This is a genomic window from Streptomyces lydicus (assembly GCF_004125265.1).
In the GTDB taxonomy this organism is placed as follows: Bacteria; Actinomycetota; Actinomycetes; order Streptomycetales; family Streptomycetaceae; genus Streptomyces; species Streptomyces lydicus_C.
This window is the reverse complement of sequence record NZ_RDTE01000003.1, coordinates 3,468,843-3,488,344: the sequence shown is the minus strand read 5'-3', so window position 1 is coordinate 3,488,344 and position 19,502 is coordinate 3,468,843. Positions and strand designations below refer to the sequence as shown.

General features: G+C 72.9%; 12 protein-coding genes and 1 riboswitch. Of the genes, 6 read left to right on the top strand and 6 right to left on the bottom strand.

Annotated elements, in window-relative coordinates; genetic code table 11:
* Positions 1-38: 38 nt before the first annotated feature.
* Positions 39-1,250 (bottom strand): NlpC/P60 family protein, encoded by a 1,212-nt coding sequence (locus D9V36_RS17565; protein ID WP_129294617.1) that lies wholly within the window; start codon positions 1,248-1,250, stop codon positions 39-41.
* 324 nt (positions 1,251-1,574) lie between these two features.
* On the opposite strand from D9V36_RS17565, the gene D9V36_RS17560 reads away from it, so the two are divergent.
* Positions 1,575-1,928, top strand: coding sequence for a hypothetical protein (locus D9V36_RS17560; RefSeq protein ID WP_129294616.1), 354 nt, complete (start codon positions 1,575-1,577; stop codon positions 1,926-1,928).
* A gap of 253 nt (positions 1,929-2,181) precedes the next feature.
* On the opposite strand, the gene D9V36_RS17555 is transcribed toward D9V36_RS17560, so the two are convergent.
* A complete protein-coding gene (locus tag D9V36_RS17555; RefSeq protein ID WP_129294615.1) occupies positions 2,182-3,324 on the bottom strand; it encodes a C40 family peptidase in 1,143 nt (380 codons plus the stop codon).
* A gap of 8 nt (positions 3,325-3,332) precedes the next feature.
* A riboswitch (cyclic di-AMP (ydaO/yuaA leader) is annotated at positions 3,333-3,516 on the bottom strand.
* 290 nt (positions 3,517-3,806) lie between these two features.
* On the opposite strand from D9V36_RS17555, the gene pcrA reads away from it, so the two are divergent.
* Positions 3,807-6,353 (top strand): DNA helicase PcrA, encoded by a 2,547-nt coding sequence (pcrA, locus tag D9V36_RS17550; protein WP_129294614.1) that lies wholly within the window; start codon positions 3,807-3,809, stop codon positions 6,351-6,353.
* Between the two features lie 181 nt (positions 6,354-6,534).
* Here pcrA and D9V36_RS17545 read toward each other — a convergent pair whose 3' ends face one another.
* Both D9V36_RS17545 and D9V36_RS17540 read right to left on the bottom strand, forming a co-directional pair.
* Positions 6,535-8,487, bottom strand: a complete 1,953-nt coding sequence (locus tag D9V36_RS17545) for a M23 family metallopeptidase (protein ID WP_129294613.1) — start codon at positions 8,485-8,487, stop codon at positions 6,535-6,537.
* A 259-nt stretch (positions 8,488-8,746) separates the two neighbouring features.
* Positions 8,747-9,736 carry an esterase/lipase family protein gene (locus D9V36_RS17540; RefSeq protein WP_129294612.1) on the bottom strand — a complete coding sequence of 330 codons (990 nt, stop codon included), beginning with the start codon at positions 9,734-9,736 and terminating at the stop codon, positions 8,747-8,749.
* A gap of 375 nt (positions 9,737-10,111) precedes the next feature.
* On the opposite strand from D9V36_RS17540, the gene D9V36_RS17535 reads away from it, so the two are divergent.
* Positions 10,112-10,570 carry a cobalamin B12-binding domain-containing protein gene (locus D9V36_RS17535; RefSeq protein WP_129294611.1) on the top strand — a complete coding sequence of 153 codons (459 nt, stop codon included), beginning with the start codon at positions 10,112-10,114 and terminating at the stop codon, positions 10,568-10,570.
* A gap of 89 nt (positions 10,571-10,659) precedes the next feature.
* Here the strand turns inward: D9V36_RS17535 and D9V36_RS17530 are convergent, their stop codons facing one another.
* Positions 10,660-12,381: a DUF5691 domain-containing protein gene (locus tag D9V36_RS17530; RefSeq protein ID WP_241720910.1), complete on the bottom strand. Its 1,722-nt coding sequence runs from the start codon at positions 12,379-12,381 to the stop codon at positions 10,660-10,662.
* A 307-nt stretch (positions 12,382-12,688) separates the two neighbouring features.
* On the bottom strand, positions 12,689-14,080 hold the full coding sequence (locus D9V36_RS17525) for an SWIM zinc finger family protein (protein WP_129294610.1): 1,392 nt from the start codon (positions 14,078-14,080) through the stop codon (positions 12,689-12,691).
* 167 nt (positions 14,081-14,247) lie between these two features.
* Between D9V36_RS17525 and D9V36_RS17520 the strand changes: the two genes are divergently transcribed.
* The 3 genes from D9V36_RS17520 to D9V36_RS17505 are packed head-to-tail and all read left to right on the top strand — an operon-like array spanning position 14,248 to position 19,405.
* Positions 14,248-15,402: an ATP-binding protein gene (locus D9V36_RS17520; protein ID WP_129294609.1), complete on the top strand. Its 1,155-nt coding sequence runs from the start codon at positions 14,248-14,250 to the stop codon at positions 15,400-15,402.
* A complete protein-coding gene (locus D9V36_RS17515) occupies positions 15,399-18,053 on the top strand; it encodes a DUF5682 family protein (RefSeq protein WP_241720909.1) in 2,655 nt (884 codons plus the stop codon). The genes D9V36_RS17520 and D9V36_RS17515 overlap by 4 nt, the downstream gene beginning before the upstream one ends.
* A gap of 23 nt (positions 18,054-18,076) precedes the next feature.
* Positions 18,077-19,405: a VWA domain-containing protein gene (locus tag D9V36_RS17505; protein WP_241720908.1), complete on the top strand. Its 1,329-nt coding sequence runs from the start codon at positions 18,077-18,079 to the stop codon at positions 19,403-19,405.
* Positions 19,406-19,502 lie beyond the last annotated feature (97 nt).

Below are 19,502 nucleotides of genomic sequence, written 5' to 3'. Positions count from 1 at the left end.
CTATGCCGACAGACCGGCCCCATGCCGGCAGTCAGGCCCTACGCCGGCCGGGTCGCCGCCGCGAACGGCATCTGGTCGATCGGCGCGATCCGCACCGGCGCTCCCGGATGCGGCGCGTGGATCATCTTGCCGTCCCCGATGTAGAGCCCCACATGGCTGATGCCGGAGTAGAAGAACACCAGGTCACCGGGGGCGAGTCGGGACCGGTCGATGCGCGGCCCGGAGCTGATCTGGGTGTAGGTCGTACGGGGCAGCGACACCCCGCCCGACCTCCAGGCGGCCTGGGTCAGCCCCGAGCAGTCGAAGCCGGAGGGGCCCGTCGCACCCCAGACGTACGGCTTGCCGAGGGCGGCGTAGGCATAGGCCACGGCCCGCGCGGCCCGGGGGTCGGGGGCCTGCGCCGCAGCCTGCGCCACGGCCGCGGCCGCCGCGGCGGCGCCCTGGCCGGCGGGAAGCTTGCCGGGCAGACCGTCCCCGCGCCCCGCCCCATGCCCTGTCCCGTGCTCCGCCCGTCCCTGTCCGGCGCCGCCGTGTGCGCCGCCGCGACCCGCCATCCGCTGCCGTTGCTCGGCCGTGAGCCGGTTCAGCAACTGCTCGGCGGCGCCCAGCTTGTGGACGACCGTGACCCGGTGCTTCTTCAGCGCCGCCTCGGTGTCCGCCAGCCGTTGCGCGGTGTCCTCGGCCCGCCGCTGGATCTGCCGTACGCTGCCGAGCCGGCGCGCGTAACCGGCCACCGCGGTCGCCTGGTGGCTGCCCGCCCGCTCCAGGACCGCGGCGCCGTCCAGATAGCGCTGCGGGTCCGCGGACAGCAGCAGCCGTACGGTCGGGTCGACGCCGCCGGAGCGGTACTGGCTCGCGGCCACGGTGCCCAGCTCGCCGCGTGCGGCGTTCAGTTCCGCGGTTCTGCGGGCGGCCTCGTCCTGGAGCCTGCTCAGCTCCTGGCGTGCGGCGCCGGCGGCCTCCTTCGCGCCGTTGTAGCTCTGCGTGGCCACCTCTGCCTCCTGGTACAGCGCGTTGACCCGGTCCTTGACCCGGTCGGGGGTGAGCCGGTGCGCGGCCTGGCCGGCCTTCTCGGCAACGGCGGCGACGGGGGCACCTTCCGCCGCCGGGGCGAAGCCCGTGGCGGTGGCGGCGCCGGCCAGTGCCAGGGTGGCGGCCGTGCGGGCGGTGCGTGCGCTGCGTGCGCCGCCGGTGAGCGCGGCGAGCGGATGCTGCCGCGGCTTGCGGTGCGAGGCCACGGTGGCCGTCACTTCCTTCCCTTGGAACCCGTGGGCCCGGCGGCGGTCCGTACGAGGGAACGGACCGCCGTCGCACCTCACGGCGGGGCGGCCGACAGGACGCCGGTGGGAGGCCGGCGAGGGCGGGGAGTCGACCGCCTGGAGGAGGACGCTAAGCCGGGGTGCTGCGGTGATGAGTCCGCTTGCCCGGGATTGTTCGCTTTCGACCGGTGCCGGTGCGCGGGTGACCGTGGCGCCATGGCCGCACGGCCGGGAGCGGGCCCGGCCTGACCGAAGCGGCGAATGTGGCCGCCCTGCCTGAAGAGCCGTGCTATGCGACGGCTACGATCCAGCACTATGGACGTAGTAATCAATCTCTTCGTCGGCCTGCACATCATCGGCATCGCCTCCCTGCTGGGCGGCTTCCTGACCCAGATGAAGGCGATGGGCGCGGGCACCGCCCGCTTTGTGCCGGCGATGCTGCACGGTGCGCTGACGATGCTGGTCACCGGCATCGTGCTGGTCGGCCTCAACCAGGCCGAGGGCCACAGCCTCAACACCATCAAGCTCGGCATCAAGATGGCCGTCCTGGTGGTCATCCTGGCGCTGGTCTACGTCAAGCGGGACGACGAGAAGATCGCCCCGCCGCTCTTCGGCACGGTCGGTGCGCTGACGGTGGCCAACATCTTCATCGCCGTGCTCTGGACCTGAGCGCAACGGCGGACGCTCCGGGAGCGGGGCCCGGGGCGCGGGCCGGAGCGGCGGACGCCCCGGAAAAGGGCTCCGGGGCGCCCCCTAAAGAGGGCTCCGGGCGCCCCGGAAACAAGGCTCCGGGCCGACGCACAAGCTCCCCGAACGGCACACCGCGCGGTCATCGCACTCCTCATCCGGAGGCGACGGCCGCGCGGTGGCGTGTGGGGGGTGGCCGTGGGGGGTGGCCTGAAGGGGGAGCGGGGGCCGGGCCTCAGCCCGGGCGGACGCTCCCGTAGATCGGCATGTAGTAGATCGACTCCTCCCGGACGCTGGCGCCCGGGTGCGGGGCGTGGATCATCTTGCCGCCGCCTATGTACATGCCCACATGGCTGATGTCGTCAAAGAAGAAGACCAGGTCACCGGGCTTGAGGTCCTTGGTGGCGATCCGCTGGCCGGTCTTGACCTGGTCCCACGTGGTCCGCGGCAGCTTGACGCCGGCCGCCTTCCACGCCGCCTGGGTCAGCCCCGAGCAGTCGTACGAGCTGGGGCCGGTCGCGCCCCACACATACGGCTTGCCCACCTGGGAGCGGGCGAAGGCGAGCGCCTTCTCGGCCTGGGCGGAGGACGAACCTCCGGTCGAGCCGCCGTTGTCGGCGCCGCCACCGGCCTGACCGCCGGACGTGCCGCCCCCGTCGTGCTGCTGACGCTCCTGCTGCTTACGGGCCTCCTCCTGGGCCTTGCGCTTGGCCGCCTCCTCCTTCTGGCGCTCCAGCTCCGCCAGCCGTGCCTTCTCCTGGGCGGTGAGCTCGGACAGCAGCTGCCGGGCCTCGGCCAGCTTCTGCTGAACGGCCTGCTTGGACTCCTTGAGCGAGGCCTGCGACGTCTGCAGCCGCTCCAGGTCGCGGGTCGCCTCCGCCCGCTGCCGGGCGGCCGCGGCCTGCTGCTCCTGGTATTCGGAGACGGCCTCCTTCTGCCGGCCGGTCAGCCGCTCCATGAGGTGGCTGCGGTCGAAGAACTGCTGCGGGTCCTTGGCGAGCATCAGCTGCGCCGTCGGGTTCATGCCGCCGGTGCGGTACTGCGCCGAGGCGAAGGTGCCCAGCCGGCGCCGGGCGTCGTTCATCTTCTCGGCCCGCTTGGCGGCGGCGTCGAGCAGTCCGTCGACACGGTGACGCTGGTCGTCGGTGTGCTCCTTGGCGGCGTTGTACTTCTGGGTGGCCACCTCGGCCTGGTGGTAGAGGCCGTCGACCTTCTGCTTGACCTCTTCGACGGTGGGCTTGGGCGCCCGGGGGGCCGCGTCGGCGGACTGCGAGAGCAGCGTGGCCGAGGCGAGGGCGGCGGTGGTGAGCCCGACCGCCGTACGCCGTCCTCCGGGCGAGGTGAGAATGCTGGTGCGCGGCTTGCGATGCGACGCCAAGGCCGGCGACTCCTTCCGTGGACCGCCTACCGGGTTAGCTGTCGGGTTCGGGCGGTGTCGCTGACGGAAGGCTTGCCCTACGGTCCGGATGTCCGCCGTCGGCGGCTGTCCGGATCGATTCACCCCGGTGGTGCTGGTGGGTCCCCGGCTCCGGGTGCCCGAGGGCAGGGCCGGACTCGGCGTGGGCGGCCCGTGCGGACGCTGTCGTCCACGGGGAGACGGGCTGCCTGAGCGAGGACGTTAGCCAACTCGTGTGGCTCCTGTGAAGGCTGATGTTCGATATGCCCGAAACCTTTTTGTGACCTGAACGCGATGCGGGAGTTGTCGTGACAGATGTCGGATTCGGGTAGACGAGCCGCCGACCGGTTCGTTCCGGCCCCGGACGCCTGACCTGCTGCGCTGCCACGGCCCGCGGCGAAAGCGGGCCGCAATCGGCTACTGGGCCGCGGACTGTCAGTGCGGCCGCCTAGACTCGGTGGGCGATGAGCAGCCTCTTTGACGACAGCTTCCTGGCGGACCTCGGCCCCAAGGGCGAGGAGGAGCATCCCCCGCCCCCCGAGGACGAGCACGGCCCGGCCCCCGAGGAGATCCCCGCCGACCTCTTCGGCGGGAGGTTCGACGCGCCCGCGCCCGGGTGGGGGTCCCCCCGCACGAGCGGAGCCGAGAGTGGGGGAGCGTACTACCGCGACGGCGCCGCCCGTCCCGTCCTCGACCCGGCGACGCTGCTGGAAGGGCTCAACGACGAGCAGAAGGCGGCCGTGGTGCACACCGGCGGCCCGCTGCTGATCGTCGCCGGCGCCGGCTCCGGCAAGACCCGGGTGCTCACCCACCGCATCGCCCATCTGCTCGCCGAGCGCCATGTCCACCCCGGCCAGATCCTCGCGATCACGTTCACGAACAAGGCCGCCGGCGAGATGAAGGAGCGCGTCGAGGAGCTGGTCGGCCCGCGCGCCAACGCCATGTGGGTCTCCACCTTCCACAGCGCCTGCGTCCGCATCCTGCGCCGCGAGTCCAAGAAGCTGGGCTTCACCTCCTCCTTCTCCATCTACGACGCCGCCGACTCCAAGCGCCTGATGGCCCTGGTCTGCCGCGATCTGGACCTGGACCCCAAGCGCTTCCCGCCCAAGTCCTTCAGCGCGAAGATCTCCAACCTCAAGAACGAGCTCATCGACGAGGAGACCTTCGCGGGCACGGCTGCTGGGGGCACCTCCCAGACGGAGTCTGGGGGAGGGTTCGAGAAGACCCTCGCCGAGGCGTATGCGATGTACCAGGCGCGGCTGCGCGAGGCCAACGCCCTGGACTTCGACGACATCATCATGACCACGGTCAATCTGCTCCAGGCCTTCCCGGATGTCGCCGAGCACTACCGCCGCCGCTTCCGCCATGTCCTCGTCGACGAGTACCAGGACACCAACCACGCCCAGTACACCCTCGTCCGCGAGCTGGTCGGCCCCGCCGAGACCGCCGCCGAGCTGTGTGTCGTCGGCGACGCCGACCAGTCGATCTACGCCTTCCGCGGTGCCACGATCCGCAACATCCTCCAGTTCGAGGAGGACTACCCGGACGCGACCACGATCCTGCTGGAGCAGAACTACCGCTCCTCGCAGACGATCCTCTCCGCTGCCAACGCCGTCATCGAGCGCAACGAGAACCGCCGCCCCAAGAACCTCTGGACCGACGCCGGCGCCGGCCCCAAGATCACCGGCTATGTCGCCGACACCGAGCACGACGAGGCGCAGTTCGTCGCCGATGAGATCGACCGGCTGACCGACGCCGGTGACGCCAAGGCCGGCGAGGTCGCGGTCTTCTACCGCACCAACGCCCAGTCCCGGGTCTTCGAAGAGATCTTCATCCGGGTCGGACTGCCCTACAAGGTCGTCGGCGGGGTGCGCTTCTACGAGCGCAAGGAGGTCCGCGATGTCCTCGCCTATCTGCGGGTGCTCAGCAACCCCGAGGACACCGTCCCGCTCCGCCGCATCCTGAACGTCCCCAAGCGCGGCATCGGCGACCGCGCCGAGGCGATGATCGACGCCCTGTCGCTGCGCGAGAAGATCACCTTCCCGCAGGCGCTCCGCCGGGTCGACGAGGCGTACGGCATGGCGGCCCGCTCCGCCAACGCCGTCAAGCGCTTCAACGTCCTCATGGAGGAGCTGCGCACCATCGTCGAGTCCGGCGCCGGCCCCGCCACGATCCTGGAAGCGGTCCTGGAGCGCACGGGCTACCTCGCCGAACTCCAGGCCTCCACCGACCCCCAGGACGAGACCCGGATCGAAAACCTCCAGGAACTCGCCGCCGTGGCCCTGGAGTTCGAGCAGGACCGCGGTGAGGCTGCGGCAGAGGGGGCTGCCGCCCCGGGTCCCGGCACGCTCTCCGACTTCCTGGAACAGGTCGCGCTGGTCGCCGACTCCGACCAGATCCCGGACGAGGACGAGGAGGGCAGCGGCGTGATCACGCTGATGACGCTGCACACCGCCAAGGGCCTGGAGTTCCCGACCGTCTTCCTGACCGGCCTGGAGGACGGCGTCTTCCCGCATATGCGCTCGCTGGGCCAGACCAAGGAGCTGGAGGAGGAGCGCCGGCTGGCCTATGTCGGCATCACCCGTGCCCGCCAGCGGCTCTACGTCACCCGCTCGACGATGCGCAGCGCCTGGGGCCAGCCCTCGTACAACCCGCCCTCCCGGTTCCTGGAGGAGATCCCGGCCGACCACGTGGAGTGGAAGCGCACGGGTCCGGCGACGCCGTCCGCGTCCATGGGCGGCATGTCGGCGGGCGGCAGCGCAGGAGGCGGCTTCGGCTCCACGTTCTCGTCGTCGCGCGCCAAGGGCCCGAGCGGCTTCGCGACCCGCCGCGGCGGCGACCGTCAGGTCGTCTCACTGACCATCGGCGACCGGGTCACCCATGACAGCTTCGGGCTCGGCACGGTCGTCGGCGTCAAGGGCAGCGGCGACAACGCCGAGGCGACGGTCGACTTCGGCGGCGAGAAGCCGAAGCGGCTGCTGCTGCGGTATGCGCCGGTGGAGAAGCTGTAACGGGAGCCGCGCGGGCCGGGTGACGGGAATCGTCACCCGGCGGAACGGCGGAACGGTGGAACCCGTGGCACGGCGGAAGCGGGGAACGGCGGAACCGAGGAACGGCGGAACCGAGGAAAGGGACGCCGGCACGCAGAACGCCGGCACACCGAACGGCCGTCCGTGCGGTGGAGGCCGTGTTTCAGTTCGGGTTGAGGCCGTGATCGCGCAGCCACGGCTGCGGGTCGACCGCCGCGCCACCGCCGGGGCGCACCTCGAAGTGCAGATGCGGTCCGGTGGAGTTGCCGGAGTTGCCCGAATAGGCAATCTGCTCACCGGCCTTGACCGACCCGGACCGGATCTTGGTGCTGCTCAGATGGCAGTACCACGTCTCGGTGCCGTCGGGCGCGGTCACGATCGCCATGTTCCCGTAGGCGGAGTTCCACTGGGTGCGGATGGTGCCGTCGGTGGCGGACATGACCGGGGTGCCGTAGCTGACCGGGAAGTCGATGCCGGTGTGCACGGACATCCAGTTCACACCGGCCTGGCCGAAGGTGGCGCTCAGCCCGTGCTGGGTGACCGGCAGGACGAACTTGGGGCGGGCGGCCTCCTTGCGGGCCGCCTCCTCCGCCTTGCGCTTGCGCTCCAGCGCCTGGCGCTCCTTGAGGTCGATCCGCTCCTGGGTGCGGCTGGCCCGGTCGCGGAAGTCGTCGGCGCTGGCGCTGAGTCCGGCGAGCTGGGTGTCGAGCTTGTTGTTGGCCGCGGACGGTTTGACGGCGTTCGCGTCCGGTGCGGCCTGGGCGGTCGCCTCGCTCTTGTCGTCCCCGGTGAATCCGGTGACGGCCGCGGCGGCCACGGCGCACACGCCCATGGCGGCGACCGACGGGACGGCGACGGTCAGCAGCGCCGACCGCTTCACCGGGCGCTTCCGGCCGCGGCCACGGACGGCCTTCCCGGCGTCCGGTCCGGCGACCCGCCGCGCGGTGGGGGCGGCGGGGGTGACCGGCATGGCCTGCGTCATGGCGTCCGCCACGGCAGCGGCATCGCTGGTGTCGGTGGCGCCGCCGGAGCGAGGGGCCCCGCCGGGGGCGCTGCCGTCGCTCTCGGGCCGGCCGGCCTCGAAAACGTCGGTCTCGAAGCCGTCGGCGGCGAACTGCTGGGTGTCGAGCCGGCTCACATCGAGCTGACCGACGTCGAGCTGAGTGAAATCGAGCTGACCGGTGTCGGCCTGACCGGCTTCGCCCCACGCGGTGGTGTCCCAGTGGACGGTGTCGGTCGGGGGCGGGCCGGCCTGGGCCGGGATGCCGGCGATCAGGTTCCGGTCCATGGTGGGCCAGATCGCCGTGGCCTCGTAGCTCGAGGTCTCCTGGAGGGAGGTCTCCCGAAGGGCGGCGTCCTGGAGCGCGGTGGCCTGCCGGCCGGTGGTTTCGAAACCGCCGGTGGTCTCAAAGCCGCCAGTGGTCTCGAAGCCGCCGGGGGTCTCGTACGCGCCGGTGGCGTAACTCCCGGTGTCATAGGTGCCGGTGGGGTAACTCCCGGTGTCGTACACGCCGTGCCCGTACGCGGTGGCTTCGTACGCGGCGTTCTCGTACGTGGTGGCCGACGTGTCGTAGTCGGGAGACGCGTAGGCGGCCGGATTCTGCGCCGGGGACTCGTACGAGGTGTGTGCATAGGGGTCGTAGCCCGCGGCGGCCGAGTGCGGATCGACGGCGGGGTAGGCGCCACTGTCGTAGGCACCGGTCTCGTAAGCACCGGTCTCGTGAGAGCCGGTGTCCCACTGCGCCGAGGCGTAGCTGCCGGTGTCGTAGGCGCCGGTGGTGTAGCCGTCGCCTGTCGCGTACGCACCCGTGTCGTAGGCGCCTGTGTCGTACGCACCGGTGTGGAAAGTGCCCGTGCCGTAGGCGCTCATGCCATGGGCGCCCGCGTCGTGGGTACCGGCGTCATACGTCCCGGTGCCGTAGCTGCCGGTGTCGTACATACCGGTCCCGTACGAGCCGGGAAGCGAGCCGAAGAGCGGGTCGCCGTCGCCGTATGCGGCGTTGTCCGACGGGGAGTGCTGCTGCCCGTAGGAGTCGTAAGCGGGATAGTGCGCATACGAGGCGTCGGAAGCGGATCCGGTCGGGAGCTGGGCCCCCGATGGGTGACGGTCGTTCACCAACTTCTCTTTCGCCTCGGCAGCAGGAGAATTAGCGGCGACTGTACCCGGCGGTACGCGGCGGCGACAATCTTCCACAGGTTTTGGGCTCGGCGAGACCGGGCATTTGGCCGCCTTTCGGCAGTCCCATGCGAGCTCTTGGCGACCCGTTCGACGCTTGTTCGGCAACACGTCAAGATCAGGTAGCCGCTGCGGCGCCGTTCCGGCGCCCGTTCCGGCGTCGCGCGGGACGGGGCCGGGCCATCCTCGTCGGCCGGGGTCAGGCCACCGAAATGGCGTCCGTGGCTCCTTCCGCGGTCTGTGCCGAGGTCAGTGCCTCGCGTATACCGGCGGCGACGGTGCCGTTGACCGGTAGCGCGAGATGTCCGACACCGGCGACATGCACATTGTCCGCACGCAAATCCGGATGGCTGATTCTGGCCGTCGTGGCGGGGATCATCACTCGGTCTTCCTCGCTCCAGAAAGCGACAAAGTGCGTCCGGCAATGCGGCGCCGGAAGCGACAACTCCGTAATCACCGCGGAATCGGGGCGCATTTGGCGGACGATCGGGTGCGCCGACATCAGGGGGGCGACGGCGGTGCCGGAATGCGGGGTGCCGAGCGTGATCAGCGTACGGACGCGGGTGTCGCCGCCGAGCCGCTGGACGTAATAGCGGGCGATGAGCCCGCCCAGGCTGTGGCCCACGAGGTCCACCCGGCGATGCCCGGTTCGCGCGCACACCTCTTCCACATGGCGGCTCAGTAGCTCGGCGGCCTTACGGAGATCGCAGGTCAGCGGCGAGTAGTTGAGCGCCTCGACATGACGCCAGCCGTGCCGGTGCAGCGAGCGGCGCAGCAGCAGGAAGACGGAGCGGTTGTCGATGAAGCCGTGGAGCAGGAGGACCGGCGGATGGGCCCGGCCCTCGGTCGGCAGCATCGACGGCGCGCCGGGGGCGGGCTGCACGGTCTCCGGAGCCGGGTGTCCGTCCGGGGTTCTTGTGGCGGGGTGCGGGGCGGGTGGTGGCACGGGGCGTTCCCGGGAGATGCCGGTCGGATAGAGGAGGAGGTGGCCGGCGAGGACCGCCAGTTCCACGGCCGTGCTGCGCAGGAGCAGGGGAGAGGCGTGGGTGGGGAGCCGGCGTGCGCGCTGGAAGGGTGCGGCGAAAAGGCGCGCGAGCAGCAGGGATGCGGAGAGCGGTGCAGAGAGAAGGGGTGCGGAGAGACGGTGTGCGGACAGAAAAGGGGCGGAGAGAAAGGGCAGGGCCTGCATGGCCGACCTCCCGAACGGCACGCGGGAGGCGGCTTCGACCCCCGTATGCCCTCGTGGGAAGCCATGAGCAGCGACGGCGGGCATGCGGCGTACCCGCCCTGATGCGCGCCCGGCGGCGCGGTGGCCCGGCTGCGACTCCCCGAGCGCCCGCCCCGCGCGTACGGATCCGCCCGGCCGGGGCGGTACGACACGCGGAACACGGCGCGTAGCGAACGTGTCCCAGGTGTGATTTCCCCCTCCCCGGATGTCACGAAACGGCTGGGTACGGGATGCTGGCGATAACGTTCGTTCACGCTCGTGGCCGCCGGATCGCGGTCGCGCGATCGATTGTCGGCTCGGCGGCACCACAGTGCCGTGCATGGCTTGGAGGCAGTGATGAGTGTGGCTCGGCACGACGGAGCGCAAGCGGGGAGCCAGGGCACGGCGGGCAGGTCGGGTCCGATCCGTGTGGTCGTGGCGAAGCCGGGCCTGGACGGGCACGACCGGGGCGCCAAGGTCATCGCGCGGGCGCTGCGCGACGCCGGTATGGAGGTGATCTACACCGGGCTGCACCAGACCCCGGAGCAGATCGTCGACACCGCGATCCAGGAGGACGCCGACGCGATCGGGCTGTCCATCCTCTCCGGCGCGCACAACACCCTCTTCGCAAAGGTCATCGCCCTCCTGGAGGAGCGCGACGCGGCGGACATCAAGGTCTTCGGCGGCGGCATCATCCCCGAGGACGACATCGCCCCGCTCAAGGCGCAGGGCGTCGCGGAGATTTTCACGCCGGGCGCGACGACCGCTTCGATCGTGGAGTGGGTCAACGCGAATGTGCGCTCGCTGGCGGTCTGAGCCGCGGGACGCCCGGGCGGCCAGGGTGGCCGGGGCGCGGGCGGCTGCCGGGGCGTGGGCGGTTCCGGAACAGAGGGGCAGGCGGAAGCTCATGGTGCGAGGGGCTGTCGTGTGGTCCGGACCGGGCCGTGGGCCGGGGTGGCGGTAGGGGTGCGGGTGCGGGTGCCCGTACCTGTGCCGCTGTTGGCCGTGGCGTCGTGCCCGGTCGGGTCCGGGGCGAGTTCCGCATGCATGGTGGCGCGGAGGCGCAGGGTGCCGACCAGGCGCTGGAAGGCCTCGGACCAGTAGCCGCCGGAGCCCGGTGAGGCGCCCTCCGGCTCGTCGGTGACGGCGGTGAGCAGAGCGAGACGGTCCGCCGCCGCCGGGTCCAGACAGCGCTCGGCCAGGCCCATCACCCCACTGAAGCTCCATGGGTAGCTGCCCGCGTCCCGGGCGATGTCCAGGGCGTCGACGACGGCCCCGCCGAGCGGTTCGGCCCAGGGGACCGCGCACACGCCGAGCATCCGGAAGGCCTCCGACAGCCCGTGGGCCGCGATGAACTCCGCGACCCACCGGGCGCGTTCGGCATCGGGCAGTACGGTCAGCAGCTTGGTCAGGTCCCGCGACGAGCCGGCCGGTGCGACCTCGGCCGCCCGGGACGGAGCGCCCGGCGCACCCAGCAGCGCCCGCGCCCAGTCGGTGTTCCGCTGGCGCACCGCGGCGCGGCACCAGGCGTCGTGCAGCTCCGTCCGCCAGTCGTCGGCCACCGGCAGTGCGACGATCGCCGCCGCGTCGCGGCCACCGAAGCGGGCGTGCCATCCGTCCAGCGGAGCCGCCTCCACCAACTGGCCCAGCCACCAGGACCGTTCGCCCCGTCCGGCGGGCGGTTTGGGCGCCACGCCGTCCCGCTGCATCCCCGCATCGCACTCGTGCGGCGCCTCGACGGCGATCCCCGGCGCGCCGGCCGTACGGTCCGGGCCGACACAGGTGTGCGCGCGCTGTGCCATCCGGGCCGCGAGGGCGGATCCGGGCAGCGTGGAGAGCAGTTCGGCGGCCGTGGCGCGGACGTTCCGGCTGCGGTCGGACAGCGCCTGTTCCAGGAACGGCTCGTCGGCCGTCGAGAGCCCGTCACGCAGCGAGTCGAGGAACATCAGACGGTCCTCGGCCCGCTCCGTGGACCAGGTCGTGGACAGCAGCGCCAGGCCGGCCCCCGGGTCCTGGCGGCGCAGCGCGGTCAGCAGGGCGACCCGCTCGGCGAACAGGCCCTCCTCCCAGCGGTGTCGTATGCCGTCCGGGCCGTCCGGGCCGTCGGGGTTGTCGGTGTCGTTGGTGCCGCCGTCGCCGGAGAGGTCGGCCGGGCCGCCGATCCCCCGGAGCGCGAACTTCCACTCCGCGTTGAGCCGCGACAGCCACAGTGCGCGCGGCCCCGCCAGCGCCAGCGCGGCGGGCCGCAGGTCCGTACGGGCGCGGGCCGCGTCGAGCAGTGCGGGCAGCAGTGCCTCCGGGGCCCGGTAGCCGTACTCCTCGGCGGCGGCCAGCCACTGGGGGAGCAGTTCGGTGAGGTCGGGGGCCGTGCCCCGGCGGCTGCCGCCGCTGCCGCCGCGGTCGGCGAGCAGCAGGGCCAGCCGGCGGCGCGCGGCGGGCGGCAGCGGGGGCCGTGGGTCGGCCGGGGCCGGGGCGGGCCGTTCGCCGGCCGGTGCCGGGCGCAGTGCGGCGCGGCGGCGCACCGTGCTCACCGCCGCCGCGTCCAGCAGCGCGGCCGCGGCGCCCTGTCCGGGGCGCACCGCCACCGGCGGCGTCCGCCGCTCGGTCCCGAGGAGCGCGGCGCTCACGAGGTCGGCCCAGGGAGCCGGGGCGGTCGGGGTGGGGGCCGGGGAAGGGGAAGGAGACGTGGCGGGTGTGGGTGCGGATGCGGGTGCTGGTGCGGATGTGGATTCGGGGGCGGCGGCGGGAGCGGGGGAAGCAGGTGCAGCGGGCGAGTTGGGTGCAGCGGGTGAGTTGGGTGAAGTGGGTGAAGTGGCCTTGGTGGGCCTGGTGGTGGTCGTCATGCCCTTCCTCCGGGATCGGTGGTGGACGGTGTGTGCCACCGGTGGGTGGCGGGGGTGAGGGGCCTGGCCGGCGGGGCGGCGGGGGCCCGGGTCACAGGGGCACCGGGGCCGGGTCCCAGACGGTCAGCGGCAGAAAGCCGCGGTGGCCGCATTCGCCGAAGACCGTGAGCGGCGCGCCGCCCGATATGGCGGCCAGCTGCCACAGGCCCGTCTGTCCCGGACCGCGTGGGTCCAGCGGCAGTGCCGATTCCCCGTCCGCGTCGGCCAGTTGCCAGCTCTTGCCGTCGCGACCGGGGATCGGCGTGACCTCGGTGAGTACCACCGGCCAGGAATCCAGCCATGGGTCGTCGCGCAGAGCGTCCCCGTACGCGGCCAGGGCGGCGTCGATACCGCAGCCGGACGGCACGGGGCCCGGGACCGCGGGGGCGTGCCGCTCGCCCAGGGCGGCGCGCAGGGGGCGGGCGCCGGGGTAGTAGGCGAGGTCCGCGTCGAGCACCAGACCGGGGGGCAGGGCCGGCGCCGGCGGGCGCTGGGCGCCGCCGCCGAAGGAGAGGTGCAGCGCCATCCGGCCGGTCCGCTCGCCCCGGAGGAAGATGCGGCGGGTGGTCAACATGCCCTCCTCGGTGTCCTGTTGGGCGAGCACCAGCCAGCGGTCCCGGACCGTCGCCGCCTCGGGGCCGGTCAGCAGATCCGCCGCCTCCGTGGTCAGCCCCACACGGGAGCGGACCGTTGCCGCGAGTGGGGCCGGCAGCCGCTCGATGCCGAGGAAGCCCCGGTCGAGGAGGTGCAGCAGGGCGCACTGCTCCAGCAGCCGGGCCGGCCAGTCCGGACCGGACGCCACGGCCGCGCTCAGCTCGCGCACCCGCGAGGCGAGGCCGGGCGCCTGGGCGTCGACCATGCGGGCTGCAGTCTCGCCCCAGGAGCCCCCTCCGCCGCCGCCCCGGGAGGTCTCCCCGGCACCGTGGCCGGCCGAGGCCAGCCCGGCCTGGAGCAGATCCTCCAGACGCTGTTCCAGCTCCGTCGCACCGGCGCCGATCCGCTGCATCCGGCGCTCCGCCCGCCGCTTGGCGGCCTCCGGATCGGCAGGCGCCCGCGAGGGAGCGCCGCCGCCCGGGGCCGATCGGGCGGACCGCTCGGCGCGCTCCCGGCGTCCGGCCAGCCACTCGCCCGCCCACGGCGCCGGGTCCCCGGCCGTCACCTCCCGGCCACCGCCCGCCCAGAGCAGCAGCAGCCCCAGCGCGTGCTTGCACGGAAACTTGCGGCTCGGACAACTGCACGTGAAAGCAGGACCGTTGAGATCCACGGCCGTGTGATACGGCTTCTTGCCGCTGCCCTTGCACTGCCCCCACACCGCGCTCGCGTCCGCGCCCGTTTCCGACCACGGACCCGGCGCCGCGAGCTTGCCGCCCGCCTTGCGCGAGGCCTCGTCAGGCGCCAGCGCGAGCACCTGATCCGTCGTCCAGCGTTCCCCCTGCGGATTCATGTCATCGACGCTACGACGCCCCACTGACAATCGCCGGTGACCGCGCTGAACTCGCAGCTCAGGGTGGGTTTTCGGGGGATTGTCAGTGGCGTGGTGCAGGCTTGATTCCGCAAGCGGCCGCAGGGATTTCGCCGTCCCGGCCGCACACGTTGCGACGAGGGGGAACCATGTCCGAGAACAGCTTCAAGACGACGGACGACGAGACCGAACCGAACGGTGGGACGGCGCCGCAGGGCGCGGGCGGCGAAGCGCTGCGACCGCACGCCGAGGACAGTTTCGCGGCGGAGCTGACGGCCCTCGCGGCGGCCGACGACCGGCCGCGCCCGGAGCGCTGGCGGCTCTCGCCGTGGGCGGTCGCGACCTATCTCCTCGGCGGCACGCTCGCGGACGGCACGGTCATCACCCCCAAATACGTCGGCCCGCGCCGGATCGTCGAGGTCGCCGTGACGACGCTGGCGACGGATCGCGCACTGCTCCTGCTGGGCGTGCCGGGCACCGCGAAGACCTGGGTGTCCGAGCATCTGGCGGCGGCCGTCAGCGGCGATTCCACCCTGCTGGTCCAGGGCACGGCCGGCACCCCCGAAGAGGCGATCCGCTACGGCTGGAACTACGCCCGGCTGCTCGCCGACGGCCCCAGCCGCGAGGCGCTGGTGCCCAGCCCGGTGATGCGAGCGATGGCCCGGGGCATGACGGCACGGGTCGAGGAACTGACCCGCATCCCCGCCGACGTCCAGGACACGCTCATCACGGTCCTGTCGGAAAAGACCCTGCCCATCCCGGAGCTGGGGCAGGAGGTGCAGGCCGTCCGCGGGTTCAACCTGATCGCCACCGCCAACGACCGCGACCGCGGGGTCAACGAACTCTCCAGCGCGCTGCGCCGCCGCTTCAACACCGTCGTCCTGCCGCTGCCCGCCACCCCGGACGAAGAGGTGGACATCGTCTCGCGCCGGGTCGGGCAGATCGGGCGCTCGCTGGATCTCCCGGCCGGGCCGGAGGGGCTGGACGAGATCCGCCGGGTCGTCACGGTCTTCCGCGAGCTGCGGGCCGGTCTCACCTCCGACGGCCGCACCAAGCTCAAGTCGCCCTCCGGCACTCTTTCCACGGCCGAGGCCATCTCGGTGGTGACGAACGGGCTGGCGCTGGCCACCCACTTCGGGGACGGTGTGCTGCGTGCCGGGGACGTGGCCGCGGGCATCCTGGGGGCCGTGGTCCGCGATCCGGCGGCCGACCGCGTCGTATGGCAGGAGTACCTGGAGACCGTGGTGCGCGAGCGCGACGGCTGGAAGGACTTCTACCGCGCCTGCCGTGAGGTGAGCGCATGACCGGGCCGGTGCTGCTCGGGGTGCGGCATCACGGCCCCGGCTCGGCGCGGGCGGTGCGTGCCGCCCTCGACCAGTGCACGCCGGACGCGGTCCTGATCGAGGGGCCACCGGAGGCGGACGCGCTGCTGCCGCTGGCCGCCCACGAGGAGATGCGTCCGCCCGTCGCGCTGCTCGCCCACGCACAGGACGACCCCGGCCGTGCGACGTTCTGGCCGCTGGCCGAGTTCTCCCCGGAGTGGGTGGCGATGCGCTGGGCACTGGAGCGCGGCGTCCCCGTCCGCTTCATCGACCTGCCCGCGGCGCACTCGCTGGCGATGGGGGACGGTGAGGAGCCGGTGACCGAGGGGAGGCCGGCCGACGAGCCTCCGGCCGCCGGACAGGAGCAGGCAGCGGCACCCGACGAGGCAGAGGTACGGGTCGATCCGATCCGGGTGCTGGCCGAGGCGGCCGGGTACGACGATCCCGAGCGCTGGTGGGAGGACGTGGTCGAACACCGCGGGGGCGCGGGAGGACCGGGGACCGGAGTGGGGACCGGAGGGGGCGCCGGTGCGGATGCGCTGGCCCCGTTCGCGGCGCTGGCCGAGGCGATGGGGGCGCTGCGCGAGGCGTACGGGGACGGCGGCCATGACCGTGATCCGGTGCGCGAGGCCCATATGCGGCTGCGGCTGCGCGCCGCCCGAAGGGAGTTCGGGGACGGTATCGCCGTGGTGTGCGGTGCCTGGCATGTACCGGCCCTGGCGCGGCGCACCACCGTGGCCGCCGACCGGCAGCTGCTCAAGGGCCTTCCGAAGGTGAAGACGGCGGTGACCTGGGTGCCCTGGACGCACCGACGGCTCTCCCGGCACAGCGGCTACGGCGCCGGTATCGCCTCGCCGGGCTGGTACGGCCATCTCTTCGGCGCCCCCGACCGCCCCGTGGAACGCTGGCTGACCAAGGTCGCCGGGCTGCTCAGGGAAGAGGACTACGCGGTCTCGTCGGCGCATGTCATCGAGGCCGTGCGGCTCGCCGAGGGGCTGGCCACGGTACGCGGCCGCCCGCTGGCCGGCCTGACCGAACTGAACGACGCGGTCCGGGCCGTGATGGGGGACGGCTCCGATGCCCCGTCCTCGCTGATCCACGACCGGCTGGTGGTGGGGGAGGTGCTGGGCGAGGTCCCCCAGGACGCCCCCGCCGTGCCGCTGCAACGGGACCTCACCCGCAGCCAGCGCACCCTGCGGCTCAAACCGGAGGCCCCGGAACGGGAACTGGAGCTGGACCTGCGCAAGGAGACCGACGCCCGCCGCAGCCGCCTGCTGCACCGGCTCCGGTTGCTCGGCATCCCGTGGGGCGAGCCCGGCCGTTCCCGCGGCAGCACCGGCACGTTCCGGGAGACCTGGCGGCTGCGCTGGGAGCCCGAACTGTCGGTGCGGGTCGCGGAGGCCGGTATCTGGGGCACGACCGTCCTCTCGGCCGCCACCGCCAAGGCCGCGTCCGAGGCATCGGAGGCGGCCACGCTCGCCGAGATCACGGCTCTCGCCGAGCGCTGCCTGCTGGCCGGACTCCCCGATGCCCTCCCGGTGGTGATGCGGGCGCTGTCGGACCGTGCGGCGCTGGACGCGGACGTGGGACATCTCGCCCAGGCGCTGCCCGCCCTCGTACGGTCCGTGCGCTACGGCGATGTGCGCGGCACGGACGCCGCGGCGCTGCGCGAGGTGGCGACGGGTCTGGCCGAGCGGGTCTTCGTCGGACTGCCACCCGCCTGCCTGGGCCTGGATGCCGACGGCGCCGCCGAAATGCGCGGCCATCTCGACGCCACCCACCAGGCCGTCGGCCTCCTCGGCCAGCCGCAGCCCGGGCAGCAGACGGGACCGGAGACCGAACCAGAGACGGGACTGGAGACCGAACCAGAGACGGGACTGGAGACCGAATCAGAGACGGGACCGGAGACGGGACCGGAGACCGGCCCCCAGGCCGTACCGCAGCCCGGCCCCCAGGCCGTACCGCAGCCCGGCCCCCAGGCCGTACCGCAGCCCGGCCCCCAGGCCATGCCGCCTCCCGGACCGCAGCAGCTGCGGACCCGGTGGGTCAGGGCGCTCCGGGCGGTGAGCGAACGGGATGCCGTACCGGGCCTGATCCGCGGGCGGGCGGCCAGACTTCTGCTCGACGAAGGGGAGTTGGGCGACGGGGGAGCGGAGCGGCTGATGGGGCTCGCCTTCTCGCCGGGCACCCCGCCCACCGATGCCGCCGGCTGGAACGAGGGCTTCGTCGGCGGCGGGGACGGCGGCATGCTGCTGGTCCATGACGAACGGCTGCTCGCGCTGGTCGACGGCTGGCTGACCGGTGTGCCGGACACCGCGTTCACGGACGTCCTGCCGCTGCTGCGCCGGACCTTCGCGGAGTACGAGTCCGGTGTGCGGCGCACCCTCGGCGAACTGGTCCGCCGCGGCCCCACGGCCCCGTCCTGCCACCCGTCAGGCGCGGCACCGGACGCCGCCGCCCCCGGTTTCGGCCCCGGCCTGGACCGCGACCGCGCCGCGGCCGTCCTCCCCACCCTGCGCCTGCTGCTGGGCATTGGGGCGCCCGGCTTCGGCGACGAGCCCGGCGAGCGGCCGGACGACGACCCACCGGACACCACCCGACCGGCCAACGACCTCACGGGGGCACGGACATGACCCATACGACCGGGGGCACGGACATGACCCACACGACACCGGACCCGATGACGACGGATACGGCCACCGATCCGGCGCCGGCGCGGGCGACGGCCACGACCACCGCCCCGGCGACAGCAACGAACACGACTGCGGCCCCCAAGACGAACCCCAAGACGGCCCCCACGACCGCCCCCACGACCACCCCCGCCCCCGAAGCCGAACGGCTCCGCCGCTGGCGGCTGGTGCTCGGCGGTGGCGGTGCGGACGGGACGGGGTGTGAACTCCGGGGGCGGGACGCGGCGATGGACGGGGCGCTGGCCTCGCTCTACGGCCGGGAGAAGGGCAGCGGCGGCACGGCGCCCGGCGGCCGGCGCTCGGCGGGGCTCGGGGCGTCGGCGCCCGGGGTGGCGCGCTGGCTCGGCGACATCCGTACGTACTTCCCGTCCTCCGTGGTGCAGGTGATGCAGCGGGACGCCATCGACCGGCTGGGGCTGTCCGCGCTGCTGCTGGAGCCGGAGATGCTGGAGGCCGTCGAGGCGGATGTGCATCTGGTGGGCACCCTGCTCTCGCTCAACAAAGTCATGCCGGAGACGACCAAGGAGACCGCCCGCGCCGTCGTCCGCAAGGTCGTCGAGCAGCTGGAGAAGAAGCTGGCGCAGCGCACCCGCGCCACCCTCACCGGCGCGTTGGACCGCTCCGCCCGGATCAGTCGGCCACGTCATCGCGATATCGACTGGGACCGCACGATCCGGGCGAACCTCAAGAACTACCTCCCGGAGTACCGCACGGTCGTCCCCGAGCGGCTGATCGGCTACGGCCGCGCGGCGCAGTCGGTGAAGAAGGACGTGGTGCTCTGCATCGACCAGTCCGGTTCGATGGCCGCCTCGGTCGTCTACGCCTCGGTGTTCGGCGCGGTGCTCGCCTCCATGCGGGCCCTCGACACCCGGCTCGTCGTCTTCGACACCTCGGTCGTCGATCTGACGGACCAACTGGACGACCCGGTGGACGTCCTCTTCGGGACCCAGCTCGGCGGCGGCACGGACATCAACCGTGCGCTCGCCTACTGCCAGTCCCGCATCACCCGCCCCACCGAAACCGTCGTCGTCCTCATCAGCGACCTCTACGAGGGCGGCATCCGGGACGAGATGCTCAAGCGGGTCGCCGCGATGAAGGCGTCCGGGGTGCAGTTCGTGACCTTGCTCGCGCTCTCGGACGAAGGGGCGCCCGCATACGACCGCGACCACGCCGCCGCCCTCGCGGCCCTGGGCGCACCGGCGTTCGCCTGCACTCCGGATCTGTTTCCCGACGTAATGGCGGCCGCGATCGAAAAAAGGCCGCTGCCCATACCGGACATGGCGGAGCAACGGTGACAGGACCCCCGGGGGGACTTGCGTGGCACCTGGCTGCTCATGCAAGGATCAGGCCATCGCTCGATCGCCCGCGACGCGCGTGACGCCGAGGACGCAT

What these genes read in the sequence shown, in the direction of transcription:
- D9V36_RS17505 (WP_241720908.1), top strand. Translation starts at nt 18,077, where the DNA reads ATGACCCACACGACACCGGACCCGATGACGACGGATACGGCCACCGAT.
- D9V36_RS17525 (WP_129294610.1), bottom strand. Translation starts at nt 14,080, where the DNA reads ATGAATCCGCAGGGGGAACGCTGGACGACGGATCAGGTGCTCGCGCTG.
- D9V36_RS17540 (WP_129294612.1), bottom strand. Translation starts at nt 9,736, where the DNA reads ATGCAGGCCCTGCCCTTTCTCTCCGCCCCTTTTCTGTCCGCACACCGT.
- D9V36_RS17560 (WP_129294616.1), top strand. Translation starts at nt 1,575, where the DNA reads ATGGACGTAGTAATCAATCTCTTCGTCGGCCTGCACATCATCGGCATC.
- D9V36_RS17520 (WP_129294609.1), top strand. Translation starts at nt 14,248, where the DNA reads ATGTCCGAGAACAGCTTCAAGACGACGGACGACGAGACCGAACCGAAC.
- D9V36_RS17535 (WP_129294611.1), top strand. Translation starts at nt 10,112, where the DNA reads ATGAGTGTGGCTCGGCACGACGGAGCGCAAGCGGGGAGCCAGGGCACG.
- pcrA (WP_129294614.1), top strand. Translation starts at nt 3,807, where the DNA reads ATGAGCAGCCTCTTTGACGACAGCTTCCTGGCGGACCTCGGCCCCAAG.
- D9V36_RS17515 (WP_241720909.1), top strand. Translation starts at nt 15,399, where the DNA reads ATGACCGGGCCGGTGCTGCTCGGGGTGCGGCATCACGGCCCCGGCTCG.